This is a genomic window from Streptomyces sp. NPDC002580 (genome assembly GCF_042889485.1).
Taxonomy (GTDB): domain Bacteria; phylum Actinomycetota; class Actinomycetes; order Streptomycetales; family Streptomycetaceae; genus Streptomyces.
Map to the genome: position 1 here is coordinate 14,503 of NZ_JBIAQZ010000010.1, position 16,921 is coordinate 31,423.

General features: G+C 73.0%; 13 protein-coding genes and 1 pseudogene. 7 read left to right on the forward strand and 7 right to left on the reverse strand.

The annotated features are described in order from the left end of the window. Positions 1-85: 85 nt before the first annotated feature. Positions 86-2,515 (forward strand): right-handed parallel beta-helix repeat-containing protein, encoded by a 2,430-nt coding sequence (locus ACFYW7_RS28140; protein WP_389507282.1) that lies wholly within the window; start codon positions 86-88, stop codon positions 2,513-2,515. Here ACFYW7_RS28140 and ACFYW7_RS28145 read toward each other — a convergent pair. Further along, positions 2,485-4,884: a hypothetical protein gene (locus ACFYW7_RS28145; RefSeq protein WP_389507284.1), complete on the reverse strand. Its 2,400-nt coding sequence runs from the start codon at positions 4,882-4,884 to the stop codon at positions 2,485-2,487. The two genes, ACFYW7_RS28140 and ACFYW7_RS28145, sit on opposite strands and share 31 nt — an antisense overlap. 281 nt (positions 4,885-5,165) lie before the next feature. Here ACFYW7_RS28145 and ACFYW7_RS28150 point away from each other — a divergent pair, with 281 nt between their 5' ends. Beyond that, positions 5,166-5,996 carry a DeoR/GlpR family DNA-binding transcription regulator gene (locus tag ACFYW7_RS28150; protein WP_389507286.1) on the forward strand — a complete coding sequence of 277 codons (831 nt, stop codon included), beginning with the start codon at positions 5,166-5,168 and terminating at the stop codon, positions 5,994-5,996. Positions 5,997-6,176: 180 nt separating this feature from the next. Beyond that, positions 6,177-6,656 (forward strand): SRPBCC family protein, encoded by a 480-nt coding sequence (locus ACFYW7_RS28155; RefSeq protein ID WP_389507288.1) that lies wholly within the window; start codon positions 6,177-6,179, stop codon positions 6,654-6,656. 250 nt (positions 6,657-6,906) lie between these two features. Here ACFYW7_RS28155 and ACFYW7_RS28160 read toward each other — a convergent pair whose 3' ends face one another. After that, positions 6,907-8,031, reverse strand: coding sequence for a PLP-dependent cysteine synthase family protein (locus ACFYW7_RS28160; protein WP_389507290.1), 1,125 nt, complete (start codon positions 8,029-8,031; stop codon positions 6,907-6,909). Between the two features lie 317 nt (positions 8,032-8,348). On the opposite strand from ACFYW7_RS28160, the gene ACFYW7_RS28165 reads away from it, so the two are divergent. After that, the gene (locus tag ACFYW7_RS28165; protein WP_389507292.1) at positions 8,349-8,672 is read left to right on the forward strand and encodes a hypothetical protein; all 324 of its coding nucleotides are present in this window, start codon (positions 8,349-8,351) and stop codon (positions 8,670-8,672) included. Positions 8,673-8,885: 213 nt separating this feature from the next. Then, positions 8,886-9,401: an ATP-binding protein gene (locus tag ACFYW7_RS28170; RefSeq protein WP_389507294.1), complete on the forward strand. Its 516-nt coding sequence runs from the start codon at positions 8,886-8,888 to the stop codon at positions 9,399-9,401. 98 nt (positions 9,402-9,499) lie between these two features. Here ACFYW7_RS28170 and ACFYW7_RS28175 read toward each other — a convergent pair whose 3' ends face one another. Genes ACFYW7_RS28175 through ACFYW7_RS28185 form a run of 3 tightly spaced genes read right to left on the reverse strand, consistent with a single transcriptional unit; the run spans position 9,500 to position 13,118 of the window. Beyond that, positions 9,500-12,061 carry an ABC transporter permease gene (locus ACFYW7_RS28175; protein ID WP_389507296.1) on the reverse strand — a complete coding sequence of 854 codons (2,562 nt, stop codon included), beginning with the start codon at positions 12,059-12,061 and terminating at the stop codon, positions 9,500-9,502. Beyond that, positions 12,058-12,816, reverse strand: coding sequence for an ABC transporter ATP-binding protein (locus tag ACFYW7_RS28180; protein ID WP_389507298.1), 759 nt, complete (start codon positions 12,814-12,816; stop codon positions 12,058-12,060). Before ACFYW7_RS28180 ends, ACFYW7_RS28175 begins: the two co-directional genes overlap by 4 nt. Next, the gene (locus ACFYW7_RS28185) at positions 12,813-13,118 is read right to left on the reverse strand and encodes an SHOCT domain-containing protein (RefSeq protein ID WP_389507301.1); all 306 of its coding nucleotides are present in this window, start codon (positions 13,116-13,118) and stop codon (positions 12,813-12,815) included. Before ACFYW7_RS28185 ends, ACFYW7_RS28180 begins: the two co-directional genes overlap by 4 nt. Before the next feature lie 213 nt (positions 13,119-13,331). Here ACFYW7_RS28185 and ACFYW7_RS28190 point away from each other — a divergent pair. Next, positions 13,332-13,607, forward strand: a pseudogene (locus tag ACFYW7_RS28190) (phosphotriesterase); the annotation flags it as partial. Between the two features lie 3 nt (positions 13,608-13,610). Here the strand turns inward: ACFYW7_RS28190 and ACFYW7_RS28195 are convergent. Beyond that, positions 13,611-14,849, reverse strand: coding sequence for an ROK family protein (locus ACFYW7_RS28195; RefSeq protein WP_389507303.1), 1,239 nt, complete (start codon positions 14,847-14,849; stop codon positions 13,611-13,613). Positions 14,850-14,979: 130 nt separating this feature from the next. Next, positions 14,980-15,645, reverse strand: coding sequence for an alpha-ketoglutarate-dependent dioxygenase AlkB family protein (locus ACFYW7_RS28200; RefSeq protein WP_389507305.1), 666 nt, complete (start codon positions 15,643-15,645; stop codon positions 14,980-14,982). A gap of 53 nt (positions 15,646-15,698) precedes the next feature. On the opposite strand from ACFYW7_RS28200, the gene ACFYW7_RS28205 reads away from it, so the two are divergent. Further along, on the forward strand, positions 15,699-16,853 hold the full coding sequence (locus tag ACFYW7_RS28205) for a methyltransferase (RefSeq protein ID WP_389507307.1): 1,155 nt from the start codon (positions 15,699-15,701) through the stop codon (positions 16,851-16,853). Positions 16,854-16,921 lie beyond the last annotated feature (68 nt).

A 16,921-nucleotide genomic window follows, 5' to 3' on the forward strand; every position in this document is an offset into this window, starting at 1 on the left:
CCGGCAGGGACCGGATCCCGACCGACGGGACATCAGCACGACCTCGCAGGACCCGCGTACGACGAGGTGGGGGCACGACAGCGCCATGGCACAGGGCACGGTCCAGGTGACGCACACCGGAACCTCGCGGTGGCGGCGCCGCACAGGTGAGTACGCATCGCTGGCCGCCGCCCTGGAGGCCGCGGCGGAAGGCGACGTCCTCACCGTCGCCCCGGGTACCTACCGGGAGAACCTGGTGGTGGACCGCGCGGTGACACTCCGCGGACCCGAGGGTTCCCCCGGGTCCGTGCGCATCGCACCGGTCGACGGCGTGCCGTTGACCGTGCGCGCCTCCGCCGTGATCCAGGACCTGCATCTGGAGGGCCAGGACTCCGCCGCACCCGCGCTGCTCGTCGAGGACGGCACACCGGAGCTGCTGGACGTGCGGATCGTCACCCGGTCCGCCGCCGGGATAGAGGTGCGCGGCGGCGCCCGTCCCACCGTGCGCCGTTGCACCGTCGACAACCCGGCGGGCGTCGGCATCGCCGTACTGGACGGCGGCGGCGGGGTGTTCGAGGAGTGCGAGGTCGTCGCGGCCGGCCAGTCGGGCGTCGTGGTCCGGGGGGGCGCCCATCCGCGTCTCGAGCGCTGCCGGGTGCACCACACCTCCGGTGCGGGCCTCTCGGCGACCGGCGAGAACTCGTCGCTGGAGGCGGTGGGTTGCGAGGTGTACGAGGTGAAGGGCTCCGGGGTGCAGATCACCGGCCGGGCCACGGCTCAGCTCACCGACTGCGACGTCCACCGGACGACCGCCGACGGCGTCACCCTCGACACGGACGCGGTGCTCACGCTCGCCGACTGCCGCATCCACGACATCCCGGAGAACGCGTTCGACCTGCGCTCGCGCTCGGTGCTGACACTGACACGTACCACCGTGCGGCAGTTCGGCCGCAACGGCCTCTCGGTCTGGGACCCGGGCACGCGCGTGGACGCCAATCAGTGCGAGATCTTCGACAGCACGGGCGACTACCCGGCCGTGTGGGTGAGCGACGGCGCGACCGTGGTGCTGGACTCGTGCAGGGTGCACGACGTACCGGACGCGCTCTTCGTCCTCGACCGGGGTTCGCGCGCGGACGTCGTCGACTGCGACATCTCCCAGGTGCGCAACACCGCGGTGTCGGTGAGCGACGGCGCCACCGTGCAACTCGACGACTGCCGTATCCGGGACGCCGCGACGGGTGCCTGGTTCCGTGACCACGGCAGCGGCGGCAACCTGTCCGGCTGCATCGTGGACGGCACGCAGACCGGCATGATCGTCACCAAGGGCGCCGATCCCACCATCGAGCGCTGCACGGTCACCTCGCCCGCCGAGGCGGGCTTCTACGTGTCGGCAGACGGCCGCGGCAGTTTCCTGAACTGCCGGGTGGCGGACAGCGGGGGCTACGGCTTCCATGTCATCGACGGCTGTCGGGCGACGCTGCGCAAGTGCCGCACCGAGCGGTGCGCGCGCGGGGGTTACGAATTCGCCGACGCGGGCGGCGCGCCCGGCGGGGGCCCTGTCGTCGAGGACTGCGCGAGCGACGAGAGCACCGGCCTGCGCGCTCCGGCGCACGAGACGGCGGCCGAGACGGCGGGGTCGTCCACGAGTCTGCTGGGCGCGATCCCCGGTCAGCGCAGCACCGAGCGGGAGCCGCTCGTCGCCGGGGTGGAGACCGAGCCGCCGGCCCGTGGCTCGAAGGTCGTCCTCGGTGAACTCGACACGCTGGTGGGCCTGGAGAGCGTCAAGCGTGAGGTCCGGGCGCTCACCGACATGATCGAGGTGGGCCGCCGCAGGCAGCAGGCGGGCCTCAAGGCGGCGTCCGCCCGGCGCCATCTCGTCTTCACCGGCTCCCCCGGCACCGGAAAGACGACCGTCGCCCGGCTGTACGGCGAGATCCTCGCCTCGCTGGGTGTCCTGGAGAAGGGGCACCTGGTCGAGGTGTCCCGGGTGGACCTGGTCGGTGAGCACATCGGGTCGACAGCGATCCGCACCCAGGAGGCCTTCGACCGGGCGCGCGGCGGCGTCCTGTTCATCGACGAGGCGTACGCGCTGTCGCCGGAGGACTCGGGCCGCGACTTCGGGCGCGAGGCCATCGACACCCTGGTGAAGCTGATGGAGGACCACCGGGAGGCGGTGGTGGTGATCGTCGCCGGGTACACCGCCGAGATGGAGCGGTTCCTGACGGTCAACCCCGGTGTGGCCTCCCGTTTCTCACGGACCATCACCTTCGACGACTACCTCCCCGACGAACTGTTGCGGATCGTGGAACAGCAGGCCGAGGAACACGAGTACCGCTTGGGCCCCGGCGCGGCCGAGGCGCTCCTGAAGTACTTCACGGCGATCCCCAAGGGGCCGGCGTTCGGCAACGGCCGCACGGCGCGGCAGACGTTCGAGGCGATGGTGGAGCGGCACGCGGGCCGGGTGGCCCAGTTGGACGAGCCGAGCAAGGACGATCTGACCCTGCTCTACTCGGAGGACCTGCCGGACCTGCCGTGAGCCTCCCGCCGCGGGCGCTGGTCCGGCACCTCGGGGAGCAGCCGCGCCAGCAGCCGTTCCCGCTCGTCGGCGAAGGCCGGGTCGGCCTGGTAGTCGGAGTGGCCGAGGACCGGTGCCGGCAGGGGCTGCCGCTCGGTGCGGCCGTAGGCGAGCGGGTCCTTCAGGGGTTCGTGGTCGACGTCGGGACCGCAGTCGCCGGGCAGCCTGACGGGTCCGCCGATGGGGTCGGTCGGGCGGTACAGATTGCGCCAGCAGGCGACCTCCCGGTGCAGCGCGGCCAGGGCGGCCGGGCCGAAGTGCGCCGGGAACCAGCGTCCGTACAGCCGCTCGAGCGGTGAGCCGTAGGTGAGCAGCGCGATCCGCCTGCGTTCCGAGGGTTTGAGCTGCCAGGCCGCGGCGGCCGCCAGCACACTGCCCTGGGAGTGGCCCGAGAGGACGAGCCGTCCCCCGGTGGCCTGGGTCCAGGTGGCCATGCGCCAGGTGAGGTCGGGAACGGCGCGCTCGGCGTAGCAGGGCGGCGCGAAGGGGTGGGCCGCGCGCGGCCAGAACGTGCCGACGTCCCAGAGGATGCCGATGGTGCGGCGGGCGGCCGGGTCCTTGTAGGCGCGGCGGCCCCAGGTGACGAACAGGATGAAGCCGAGCCCTATCAGCCAGGAGCCGAGTGCCTGCGCGGTCTCCGCCGCGCCCCGGACGACGCCGTACGTCCCCCGCGCGGCCTCGCTCGGGACGTCACCGGTGGCGAAGGACCCGGCCAGGGCGGCGGCCCCGAGGAGCAGCGTCACGGAGGAGAGGACGCCGACCATGAGGGGCGCCCGGTCCGTGAGGGAAGCCATGGCGCGGGTGCTCGCGACGCGGCGGGTCCGGGTGATGTCCTTGGCCTCGCCCGGGTAGTCGCTGTCGACGGCGTCCATCTCGCGGCGGCGCAGGTGCCAGGTGCGCCGCGCGAGCCAGCCGACGAGGATGAGCAGGACGACGAGCAGCGGCGGGATCGCGGAGGCCTGCCAGGTCAGCAGGACGGGCGGGCCGGGGATCGAGTGGCGGGTGCCGTCGAGCCAGTCGGCGACCCGCTGGGACACTCCCCCGGACATCACGCTGCCGAGCGCGCAGGCGAGCATGGCGACGGCGGGACCCGCGAGACCACGCATCGCGGTGCGCGAGCCGACGGTGCCGTCCGCACTCCCGGCGGCGCCCGTGACCCGGGCGTTCGTGCGGTACAGGAGGCCGGCGACCGCACCGAGCGCGATCACGAGCAGGCCCTGCGCGAGGGCGAGGCCGCCGAACGTGGCGTCGCCGGGCAGGCGCCCCGTCGCGTGCCACCGGGGGCGTGACCAGCCGGCGTACACCAGGGTGAGGGCGAGGAGGGCGACGGAGCCCAGCGGCAGTCCGCGGACGAGCATCCGGTCGCGTCCGTGGTCGATCCGGTTCTCGCTGCGGCCGCGACGGCCGACCACCCAGAGCACAACGGCCCCGCCCGCCACGAGTGTTGCGTTCAGCAGGGTGCCCAGCGCTTCCAGTGCGGCGGGTCCACCGCTCCCGCGGTCGTAGCGGGCGGCCGAGGAACCGACGGCCGCGGCGACGGTCAGCAGGCCCGCGGCGGTGTGCGCGGCGCGCAGCCGGGCCACCAGACGGCGCCCGTACCAGAAGCCGGGGCGGCCGAGTCCGGTGCCGTCGGTGTCCTCGTCGGGCTCGGCCGCGCGGGACATGGGCTGCTGCGACTCGTAGGCGCTCCAGGTGCGGTGCGACAGGTACCACAGGAGGGTGGTGAGTGCGGTGGGCACCAGAGCGGCCAGGGCGAGGCGGCGGCCCGGCTGGCTCCACCAGCCGGCGTCGGGCCGGGTCGGGGAGAGGAAGCCGAGCCAGGAGTGGTTGCGCACGCACGCGCGGGTGCCCGCGCACTGCCAGGCGGCCAGGTCGAGCGCCACCTCGCAGGCGGCGGCGACCAGCAGCACCGTGAGGGTGAGCCCGGCGAGCCGGACCAGCAGGCCGTAGAGGCGCACGGCCCGCCCACGACCGTGCGAGGCGGGGCGCATCCAGTGCGCGAGGTTGACCACCATGAAGGGCAGTAAGAGGAGCCAGAGGGCGCGGGCGCCGTTCCCGGACGTGAGGTTGCACCATACGTACGCCTCGCGCACCGGCCCGCCGCGGTGCTCGCCCGGGCGGTCCTCGGCGTCGACGTCGTCGGCGCGCCGGAAGACGGCCGCCGTCGCGTCACCGGTGATCCGGACGGTCCGCGGATCGGCCAGCATGTCCTCCGGTGTGGCGCCCCCGACCCCGTGGACCAGGAGTTCCAGCGCCGCTCCGGCCGCTTCGGACCGCTGTCCGGGGCTGCCGGACCGCCTGTCGGCGGCCTGTTCCGCTGCACGTTCCACTGTTCCGCACTTTCCCGTGCCCCGCGTGTCACATGTGTCATGTCCCGACACAAGGATCGCGCGCGCCGGGGAACGCGCACACCCGAACTCACGGAATCTCCCCGATACGTGTGAAAGTGGCGGCACGGAAGGGACACCGCGGGCGTGCGGGCAGTGGCGCGACTGTGGGTGCGCCGTGCGAGGATGGGTCGTCCTCCAGACCTCGGACAAGGAGAATGTCCACGTGGGAGTGGGTTCGGACGGAGTGTCGGGCAGGCAGCGACGAAAGGACCGATGCGGTCGTGAGTGAGAATCAGAACCTCCTCGCGGAGCAGCGTCGCGCTCTGATCCTCGACGAGGTGCGTCGCCGCGGTGGTGTCCGCGTGAACGAGCTGACGCGAAGACTCGGCGTCTCCGACATGACGGTCCGCCGTGACCTCGACGCGCTGGCCCGTCAGGGTGTCGTCGAGAAGGTGCACGGCGGCGCGGTGCCGGTGGTCGAGGCGAGTACGCACGAGCCCGGTTTCGAGGCCAAGTCGGGTCTGGAGCTGACAGCCAAGGAGGACATCGCGCGGGCCGCCGCGGAGCTGGTCTCGCCGGGTTCGGCGATCGCCCTCTCCGGTGGTACGACGACGTACGCGCTGGCCCAGCACCTCCTGGACGTCCCGGACCTGACCGTGGTGACCAACTCGGTGCGGGTGGCGGACGTGTTCCACTCGGCGCAGCGCACCTCCGGCCAGCGGCCGGGTGCCGCGACCGTCGTCCTCACCGGCGGTGTGCGCACGCCGTCCGACTCCCTGGTCGGGCCGGTGGCCGATCAGGCCATCGCGGCCCTGCACTTCGACGTCCTCTTCCTCGGTGTGCACGGCATATCGGCGGAGGCGGGGCTGTCGACGCCGAACCTCGCGGAGGCGGAGACCAACCGGCGCCTCGTGCAGTCCGCGCGCCGCGTCATCGTGGTCGCCGACCACACCAAGTGGGGGACGGTGGGCCTCAGTTCGTTCGCCGCGCTGGAGCAGGTCGACACGCTGGTGACCGACGGGGGGATGCCCGCCGGGGCTCGCGCCGAGATCACGGAGCATCTGCGGCGTCTGGTCGTGGCCGGTGAACCCGAGGACGACACAGACATCTGACGGTCCGCCAGGTAGGGTGACGCTGCCTCGCCGGCGGCGGCACCGTCCTCGGCGCGGGTACGCCCGGGTCGCCGTCGGCCGCCGGACCGGGTATGGCTCCGCGAGGCGGCCGGGGGCCCGGTAGGGCTCTCCGCACACGCACGGGAGCCGGACTCCGGTTCCCCGCAAGGGGGTTCGGTGATGGCACGTCGCCTGCGTCCGGTGGGACCCGAGTTCGTCGAGACGGCTCCGGTGCGGCTGGTGTTCGCGCGGGAGGTGAGCGCCCCTCCCGAGGCGGTCTTCGCCGCGCTCGCCGAGGACGTGTCCGGCTGGAGCGAGTGGTTCTCGGCGGTGACCCTCGCCCGGCCCTCCGCGGACGGCACCGGACGCGAGGTGCGGCTCCGCGGCGGGACCCGTTTCGAGGAGACCGTCCTGCTCCGCGAGGCCCCCGAGGTGTACGCCTACCGGGTGGACGTCACGAACGCGCCGGGGATCCGCGCCCTGGCCGAGGAGTGGCGGCTGACGCCCGCGGGCGAGGGGACGCTCATCCGATGGACGTTCGCCACCGACGGAACAGCCTTCCTCCGGGCGGCACTCACCGTGGGGCGCGGCGGTCTGGGCCGCGCCTTCCGCGGCGCGACCCTGGCACTGGACCGGCGCCTGACGTCGGCACCCGCCTGATCCACCGATCCCCCACGCGCGGCCTCAGGCCTGACCGACACACCTGGTCCGACACCCGCCTGAGTCGAGACCCGGGCCTGCCCCATCGGGCCACCACCTCGGAACTCCGGTGCCAGGCTTCCGACTTCCGGCTCCCGGCGGAAGGTGTCCCGCGCCGGCATCCGGCACGGGATGCCGGGACAACCGGCCTCCTCCGGGCGTCAGTCGGGCAGCCCCGCGCACTCCTGCCCGACCTGGCACCGCCGTCGGGTCAGGCGGACCAGACGCCCGTCTCCAGGAGGGAGTCGATGGCCGTCGTGTACGGCGCGATGTCCAGCCCCTGTTCGGCCAGCCACGCGTCCGAGTAGTACTTGTCGAGATAACGGTCCCCCGGGTCGCACAGCAGCGTCACCACGCTCCCCGTACGCCCCTCGGCCACCATCTCGGCGACGATCTTCAAAGCGCTCCACAGGCCGGTGCCGGTCGAGCCGCCCGCCTTGCGGCCGATGGCCTGCTCCAGGGCGCGTACGGCCGCGACGCTCGCCGCGTCCGGCACCTTCATCATGCGGTCGATCGCACCCGGCACGAAGCTCGGTTCCATGCGCGGTCTGCCGATGCCCTCGATGCGGGAGCCGCAGTCACGGGTGACGTCCGGATCACCGGTGGTCCAGCCCTCGAAGAAGCAGGAGTTCTCCGGGTCGGCGACACAGATCCGGGTGTCGGCCTGCGTGTAGTGGACGTAGCGCGCCAGGGTCGCCGAGGTACCGCCGGTGCCGGCCGTGGCGACGATCCAGGCGGGTTCCGGGAATCGCTCCAACGCCAGCTGACGGAAGATGGATTCGGCGATGTTGTTGTTCCCGCGCCAGTCCGTGGCCCGTTCCGCGTAAGTGAATTGGTCCATGTAATGGCCGCCGGTCTCGACGGCGAGAGCCGCGGACTCCTCATAGATCTTGCGGGCGTCGTCCACGAAATGGCATTGCCCGCCGTGGAATTCGATCAGCCGGCATTTCTCGGCGCTCGTGGTGCGGGGCATGACCGCGATGAAAGGCACGCCGATCAGCGCCGCGAAATAGGCCTCGGACACGGCGGTCGAACCGCTGGACGCCTCGATCACCGGACGGCCCGGCCGGACCCAGCCGTTGCACAGCCCGTACAGGAAGAGGGAGCGGGCGAGACGGTGCTTGAGGCTGCCGGTGGGGTGGGTCGACTCGTCCTTGAGGTACAGGTCGATGCCCCACTCCTCGGGCAGCGGGAAGCGCAGGAGATGGGTGTCGGCCGAGCGGTTGGCGTCGGCCTGGACCTTGCGGACGGCTTCTTTCAGCCACCTCCGGTACTCCGCGTCACTGTGGTCGACATCGAGGGTCTCACCGGTCCGGATCTGCTGGGGAGTGTTCACGGGAAGGCTCCTTACGCATGGCGCCGACACCGCTTCGACTGGTCGGACACCTCGATCATAGGCACCTTCCACACGCTTCTCACCTGCATAAACACACCTTTGAGCAGCCCAAAGGCACCCCTGGGGCGGGCACCGGAAGCCATGCGCGAGGGGGCGCATCCGGCCTTTGCTCCCGTCGCCCGCACCACCTCGTCATACGTACTGGTGCTCGACGTCGCCTGCGGGCAGACTGCACCGCAGGGGGGCGATCGCCCCCAGCGGGGAAGCACACTGGGTCACGACAGGACACGGCCGGAGCGCACGAGGGGCGGGGCATCATGGCGGAGCCGGAGTTCACGGCCACAGGCGTCCGGATCGGGAAGCGGCTGCGCTCGCTCACCCGGGCCGGACAGATCCGCATCAGCGACGGCAGGCTGGAACTGCTCACCAGCTACGGCAGCGAGATCGACAGCGCGCCGGTGCAGGCGGTACGCGCGTCGAGGCCCTGGTTCGCGCACGAGGACCGGGCGTTGGCGGACGTCAACGGCACGCGCTACTCCCTGACGCTCGGCGAGCACGATCCGGCGCCCGGCAGGCCGGGACCGCCGTCGGCGCGCGGCTTCATCGAGGCGGTCCGCAGGGCGGCGGGACGCAAGGGCTGAGGCGCGCCCGCCGGCCCGCTACGGGTCGCGGGGCGCCGCGAGTTGCGGGACCGCGCCCCCTGCGTCACTCTGATGTCACATCACTCTGGGTTTACCGGCGATAACGCTGCGAACCAGCCCGCCGGCCATCACAGCAGGCGGCCGTCCCACTCAGCCACTCTGCTGGATCCGATCTCCGCCTTCTTCCGGACCTCAATTCGGGGAGTCGCAGCCGTGATCAGCCAGCCAAGCAGGCATTGCACGGTGGAGCTCCAAGCCCTGCCGTCGCGGATCGGCCAGGTCCGCAGAATCGTCTCTGCGCAGTTGCGCTACTGGCATCTGGACCCCTTGATAGACCGGGCCGCACTCGGAGTGACCGAGCTGCTGAGCAACGTCCACCGGCACGCCCAGCCGGACAAACTCTGCACCGTGAAGATCGAGCTGCTGCTCGACCGGCTCACGGTCTCGGTGCACGACCACGACCCCCGGCTTCCCGTGATCCGGGAGGCGGACCCCGGCTCCACCTGCGGACGCGGCCTCGCCATGGTCGCGGCGGTGAGCGAGAGCTGGGGCGTCCGGCCCGACGGCGAGTCGGGCAAGGTCGTGTGGTTCACGCTTCCGGCGTCGTCACCCGTGGTGGCGGCCACCCTCCGCTCGCCGTACGAGGTCGCCTGCGAGGCCACTCTGAGGCACACCGTCGACGTGCGCAGGCCGGAACACGCTCCCGCCCGGTCAGCCGTTGTCGGCTGACCGGGCGGTGACCGTTCCCGGGCGGTGCGCGGGAACGGAGCCGTGGCCGTACGCCGCTCGTTCTCGGGCGTCGCACGTCCCCGGGCGCCCCGGGTGGTTCACTCGGTGGCGATGGCCCGCAGCACGTCCAGACGGGCCGCCCGGCGAGCCGGGCGCAGACCCGCTAGGGCTCCCGCGGCGAGGCCCACCAGTGCCACCACCGCGAGCCGCAACGGCGGCACGGCGAAGGCGAAGGCACTGTCCGACGCTCCGTCGGAGGCCTCGACCAGCACCCAGCCGAGGAAGGCACCGAGGGCGAGCCCGCCCGCCGTGCCGAAGGCCGCGACGAGGATCGACTCCCAGCGGACCATGGCGCGCAGTTGCGCCCGTGTCTGTCCGACGGCCCGCAGCAGACCCAGTTCCCGGGTGCGCTCGTGGATCGCCAGCGTCAGGGTGTTGGCGATGCCGAGCAGGGCGATCAGCACGGCGAGCGCGAGCAGGGCGTAGACCAGGGTCAGCATCATGTCGATGCCGCCCGCCGAGGACTGCGCGTACTCGTCGCGGGTCTGCACCTCGGGACCGCCGTACCGCTCGGCCACCTTCTGCACCGCGGCCTTGCCCTCCGCCGTGCTCACGCCGTCCTTGAAGGAGACGGCCACGACCGTGTCGGAGTCCTGGGCGCGGTGCGGGGCCCAGGCGGCGCGGGTGATGACGTAGTCGCCCGCGAGTTCCGACCGGCCGTAGACGGCGCGGACGGTGAAGTCGGCCTTCCGTCCGTCGGCGAAGGCGAGCCGGGCGGTGTCCCCCGTGGCCAGGTGCTGCTTGTCGGCCTCCGTACGGGTGATGGCGATGCCGTCGGCGCCGAGGCCGCTCAGCGAGCCGTGGACGTCGCCGAGGTCGAAGACCTTGCCGAGCGCGACCGGGTCGGTGACCGTCAACGCGCGCCCCTTTCCGTTGACTTCGGCCACCCCCTTGCCCAGTCCGACGGCGTTCTCGACCAGCGGCTGACGTGCGATGGCCGGGGCGAGTCGCGGGCTGAGTCCGCTGCCTCCCGCGCCGAACGACGGGGTGCTGACGGCGACGTCACCCGCGAAGGAGCGGGAGACCGTCTGGTCCATCGTGGCCTTCAGCGAGGCGCCGAAGACCGTGAACAGCGAGACGACGGCGACGCCGATCATGAGGGCGCCGGCGGTGGCGGCGGTCCGCTTGGGACTGCGCAGCGCGTTGCGCCGGGCCAGTCCGCCGGTGACGCCGCGCAGTCCGGCGACCGGTGCGCCGAGGACGCGTACGGCGGTCGAGGACGCGACCGGACCGAGGACCACGAACGCGGCGAGGGCCAGTACGGCGCCGAGGCCCGCGAGCCACAGCGACGGGGTCAGCAGGACACCGGTCAGGGTGACGGCGAGCGCCAGCGCGGCCAGCGACCAGCCGACGGCCGCCCGTGGGCGCGAGGCACCGGACTCGTCGACCGCCGTCTCCCGCAGCGCGGCGAGCGGAGCGGTGCGTCCGGCCCGCGCGGCGGGAAGCAGCGCGGAACCGAGGCAGACCACGACGCCGACGGCGAGCGGCAGCAGCATGGACAGACCGCCGATGACCAGGTCGCCCTCGGGGAACGGGAATCCGATGGCCGGGAACAGCTCCTGGAGCCCGGCCGCGATACCGACGCCGCCGAGGAGGCCCGCGGCGGAGGCGGTCACGGCGACGACGCTCGCCTCGGCCAGGGTCGAGGCGGTGACCTGCCGACGCGAGGCGCCCAGGGCGCGCAGAAGGGCGTTCTCACGGGTCCGCTGGGCGACCACGATCGCGAAGGTGTTGTGGATGGAGAAGGTCGCGACGAGGAGCGCGATGCCGGAGAAGACGAGCAGCAGCGTGGTGAACACGGTCAGGAACTGGCTGGAGATCATGTCGGTGTTCTCCTGCGCGGACGCCTGGCCGGTGATGGCCTCGACCCCTTCGGGGAGTGCGGGAGCCAGGGCGGAGACGAGCTCGTGCTGGCCGACTCCCGGGCCCGCGCGCACGCGGATGCTCGCCGCCTCGCCGGGCTTGGCGGTCAGGTACTTCTCCGCGTCGGCCTGGGTCATGCCGGTGAACGTCACCTGGGCCATGCCGTCGCCGCCGCCGAAGGTCGCGAGACCCACGATCGTCACGTGGACGGGGTCGGGCGTGCGCAGGACCGTGGTGTCGCCGATCCGCAGGCCGCCCTTCTCCGCGGCGCCCCGGTTGACCACGACCTCGCCGGACTTCTCCGGGGCGCGGCCTTCGGCGATCCGGTACGCGTTGAGCTTCGGGTCGCCGATCCAGTTGCCCGCGAGGGTGGGCGGGCCCTGGCCGCCGATGGGTTCGCCGTCGGAGCCGACGAGCTGGCCGGCGCCCTGGATGTCGGGCGCCGCGGCCGCGACGCCGGGGATCCGTTCGATCGTCCGCACCAGGTCGGTGCCGACCGGCCGGCGGACGCCCTGGCTCTCCCCCGGCGTGGTGATGGTGTCGGCGCTGCGGACGACCGCGTCGGTGCCCTGGGTCGCGTTGCCGAACATCGTGTCGAACCCGGCGCGCAGGGTGTCGCCCATGACGAGCGTGCCGGCCAGGAAGGCGACCCCGAGGAAGACCGCGAAGAACGTACCGGCGAAGCGGCGCTTGTGGGCCCGCAGGGACGAGACGCTCAGGCGCAGGGCGGCGTTCATACCCGTGCCCCCTTGCTGTCGAAGGCCTTCATGCGGTCGAGGACCTTGTCGGCCGTCGGGTCCTCCATCCGGTCCACGAGGCGGCCGTCGGCGAGGAAGACCACCTCGTCGGCGTGGGCCGCGGCGACCGGGTCGTGGGTGACCATGACGACCGTCCGGTCCATCCGGCGCACCGCCCGTCCGAGCAGGTTCAGGACCTCCTCGCCGGAACGGGAGTCGAGGTTGCCGGTGGGTTCGTCGGCGAAGACGACGTCGGGCTGTCCGGCGAACGCCCTTGCCACGGCGACGCGTTGCTGCTGTCCGCCGGACAGTTCACTGGGCCGGTGGTGCAGCCGGTCGCGCAGACCGACGACGTCGACGAGGGCGTCCGTCCACCCGCGGTCGCCCTTGGTGCCCGCGAGGTCCATGGGCAGGGCGATGTTCTCGGCGACGGTGAGCGTCGGGATCAGGTTGAACGCCTGGAAGACGAAGCCGATCCGGTCGCGGCGCAGCAGGGTCAGACGCCGGTCGTCGAGGGTGCCGAGTTCGGTGTCGCCGAGGTACGCGGCCCCCGAGGTGAGGGTGTCCAGGCCGGCGGCGCAGTGCATGAGGGTGGACTTGCCGGAGCCCGAGGGCCCCATGATGGCGGTGAAGCGGCCGGCCGGGAAGCCGACGCTCACCCCGTCCAGGGCCCTCACCGCGGTGTCGCCGGAGCCGTACACCTTCACGGCCTCGGTGACGCGGGCCGCGTCCGGGCGTCGGGTGGGGGTCGTCATGCCGCACCGCCCTTGCCCGTACGGCCGAACTGCTCGTCGAGCACGGAGAGCCGGCGCCAGTACTCGTCCTCGTCGATCTCCCCGGAGGCGAAACGGCGGCCGAGCACGGCGATCGGCGAGTCGCCCGCGGGGAGGGAGCCGCCGGGTCCGAAGGCTCCCGTCGCACGCCACGGGCCACGGCGGCCGCGCCCGACGGTGCGCCGCAGCACCGTCACGACGCCGATCACCACGGCCGCCCAGATCAGCGGAAGGAACAGGATCCACGGGCCGGGGCCGCCGTCCCAGTTCGCCAGGGTCTGCATCTCGAGTCATCTCCTCGGTGGGGATCCCGCGTCGCCGCGGGATCTCTTCGGATGCTTCGAGACTCGCCCCTGCGGGGGGTCCGAGTCGTCGTACGGCCAGCGGCAGTGCGGGTACCTCCGGGGGAGTACTCCGGGCGCCGCGGGCTGCTTCGCACGACGGCTCCCGGGGCGCGCGCGGGGATCCGGACTCGGCGCCTGGGACGGCCTCGGGTCCTCGCCCTCGACGGCCCTTCCCGCGCCCACCACGCCACGGACTGGCGCATGCCGGACGCCGTGCGGGCCCTCGCCGACGCCGGGTTCGGCCACCGGCTGCTCCTCGGCGGCGACACGACGACGGCGTACGCGCGCTCGGTCAACGGCGGCCCGGGGATGCCGTATCTGCTGCGCCGGGTCCGCCCGAGGCTCGAACTCGCCCTGGGCAAGGACCTGGTGGACCGGATCCTGACCGAGAACCCCGGGCTGGCCTTCGCCGTCGCCTGGCGCTCGTAGGGGTCAGACGGGCAGTGCCGTCAACGGGTCGTCCAGCACCGGCTGCCATGCCAGTTCGGCCGCCCCGACGAGGCTGTTGTGGTCCAGGGTGCAGGCCAGGATGGGTACGCCGCCACTGCGGCCCCACAGGCTGCGGTCGGCGACGACGGCGCGCAGCCGGTCCGGGTCGGCGTCCAGCAGGGCGCGGTGCAGTCCGCCGAGGATGATGCGGTCCGGGTTGAGGATGTTGACGAGGCCCGCGAGGCCGAGGCCGAGGCGGTCGATCAGCGCCTCGATGGCCATGCGGACGGACGGATCGGCGTGCTCGTCGCGGATCAGCTCGTTGGCCTGCTGGAGCAGCGACATCTCGGGACCCGGGGCTCGGCCCGCCGCGGTGAGGAAGGCCAGCGGGTCCGCCTCGACGTCGAGGCAGCCGCGGCTTCCGCAGTGGCAGGGGCGGCCCTCGGGATTGACGGTGAGGTGACCCACTTCGAGGGCGAGCCCCGAACTGCCCGTGTGCAGGCGCCCGTCGAGCACCAGGGCACCGCCGACGCCACGGTGACCGGTGGCCACGCAGAGCAGGTCACGGGCGCCGCGGCCCGCGCCGTGCCGGTGTTCGGCCAGAGCGGCGAGGTTGACGTCGTTGCCGGCGAACGCGGGCCCCCCGATCCCGGCCGCGCGCACCCGCTCGGCGAAGATCTGCTGGACGGCGGCACCCGCGGGCCACGCCAGGTGCAGCGGGTTGAGGGCGAGCCCCTCGGGTTCGGCCACGGCGGAGGGTACGGCGAGTCCGGCGCCCACACAGCGGCGCCCGGTCGCGCGGAGCAGTTCGGCGCCGGCGTCGACGACGGAGCCGAGCACCTTCGCCGGATCGGCGTCGACGGTCTCGCAGCCGGGCGCGGTCGCGACGATCCGGCCGCCGATGCCGACCAGCGCGGCCCGGAAACCATCGGCGTGCACCTGCGCGGCCAGCGCGACGGGCCCGTCCTCGGCGACCTCCAGCCGGTGCGAGGGCCGCCCCTGGGAACCGGCGGCCGATCCCGGCCGCGCGTCGACCCGGATCAGCCCGAGCGCCTCCAGCTCGGCCGCCACCGCGCCCGCGGTCGCGCGGGTGACCCCCAACTCGGCGGTGAGCACGGCACGCGTCGGGGCGCGCCCGGTGTGCACGAGCTCCAACGCCGGTCCGAGCGCTCCGCGCCCCCGGTCGAGCCGTGTCCGCGTGTTCCCATCCCCCGCCGTCCGGGGGCCCGCCTTGCCGTTCATGAGGGCGAGTCTCCCATGATCCGCTCCCGCCGGGCCCGTCCGGTCGGGGCCGCTCCCGCCGGGAGAACCGGCAGGCTCCGGGCCCGTGCTCCCCTTGGCGCGTCAGCCGGGCGGTACCGGCGCGCTCCGGTCAGAAGCCGCTGACCCGCAAGGTGACGTTCAGCCGCCCCGTCAGCCCCAACTCGGGGGGCGCCGTGCCCGCGTACACCCTCGGCACGCCGTGGTACGCGAGCCGCGACGCGCCGCCGAACACGAAGAGGTCGCCGCTGCGCAGCTCGATGTCGGTGTACGGCCGTGCCCGGGTCCGGGTGTTCCCGAAGCGGAAGACGCAGGTGTCACCCAGGCTCAGCGACACGACCGGGGCGTCGGACGCTTCGTCGCTGTCCCGGTGCATGCCCATATGGGCTTCGGCGTCGTAGAAATTGATCAGGGCGATGTCGTACGCGACGGGCTCGTCCGTGCCGAGCGCCTCGGCGCCGAGGGCGTCCGTGACCGCCTCGCGGGCCAATGTGCCGAGCCCGGCGGGGAAGGGCTTCACCGGAGAGCCGTCGCCGTCGACCACCGTGCGGGCGTATCCGTACGGGTACCAGTGGCGGCCCAGACAGACCTGGCGGGAGGTCATCGTGCCGCCGCCGGGTGTACGGACCGTGCGCAGCCCCGCCGGCGGGCGTGCCCAGCCCCGGCAGGCCTCCAGGAGCCGGCGCTGCCGATCCGCCTCCAGCCAGTCCGGAAGGTGCGCCGCGCCGGGCGCGATCTCCGTCCGGCCGCGCGGGAACAGTTCCGCTTCCCTCGACATACCCCCATCCTCGCGCACTCGGGCCGCCTCGCGTCGCATAGCCTTGCCCCACGATGAACGACCGTATGACCACACCCTGGGGCGATTACGAGCTCGCCCGTTTTCCCGAGGACTCCCGCGACCGACTGCGCGCCTGGGACGCGGCCGACACCTATCTGCTGCGGCACCTCGCGGAGAGCGGTACCCCGCTGACGGGTTCGATCGTGATCGTCGGCGACCGCTGGGGGGCGCTCACCACGGCGCTCTCGTCGCGACGGCCGACGCAGATCACCGACTCGCTCCTGGCGCAGGAGGCGACGCGCGCGAATCTGGCGCGGGCCGATGCCGGGGAGTCGGCGGTCCGGCTGCTCACGACCCAGGACCCACCGCCCGAGCGGATCGACGTGCTGCTCGTGCGGGTGCCGAAGAGCCTCGCCCTCCTGGAGGACCAGCTGCACCGGCTGGCTCCCGGCGTGCACGAGGGGACGGTCGTGGTCGGCACCGGGATGGTCAAGGAGATCCACACCTCGACGCTGCACCTCTTCGAGCGGATCCTCGGTCCGACCCGCACCTCGCTGGCCGAGAAGAAGGCCCGGCTGATCTTCTGCACCCCGCTCCAGGGGATCGCCCGCAAGGCGAACCCCTGGCCGTACAGCTACGTGCTTCCCGACGACATCGGCCCGGTCTCCGGCCGTACCGTCGTCAACCACGCGGGGGTCTTCTGTGCCGACCGCCTGGACATCGGCACGCGCTTCTTCCTCCAGCACCTGCCGCGCAGCCGGGGCGCCGAGCGCGTCGTGGACCTGGGCTGCGGCAACGGCGTGGTCGGCACGGCGATCGCGCTGGCCAATCCCGACGCCGAGGTGCTGTTCGCCGACGAGTCGTACCAGGCGGTCGCCTCCGCGGAGGCGACCTACCGGGCGAACGCCGGCGGAAGTGCCGAGTTCCGGGTCGCGGACGGGCTCGAGGGCGTCCCCGCCGGGAGCGTCGACCTCGTCCTGAACAATCCGCCCTTCCACTCCCACCAGGCGACGACGGACACGACCGCCTGGCGGATGTTCTCGGACGCCCGGCGGGCCCTGCGGCCGGGCGGCGAGCTGTGGGTGATCGGGAACCGCCATCTGGGCTACCACCTGAAGCTGCGCCGGCTCTTCGGCAACAGTGAGCTGGTGGCGGGCGACGCCAAGTTCGTGATCCTGCGCGCCGTTCGCAAGGACGCCGACCAGTAGCCCCGAGCGGCACACGGGCCGCCCCCGCCCCGGCGGGGGCGGCGGACGCTCTGTTCGTCGTCGGCGGA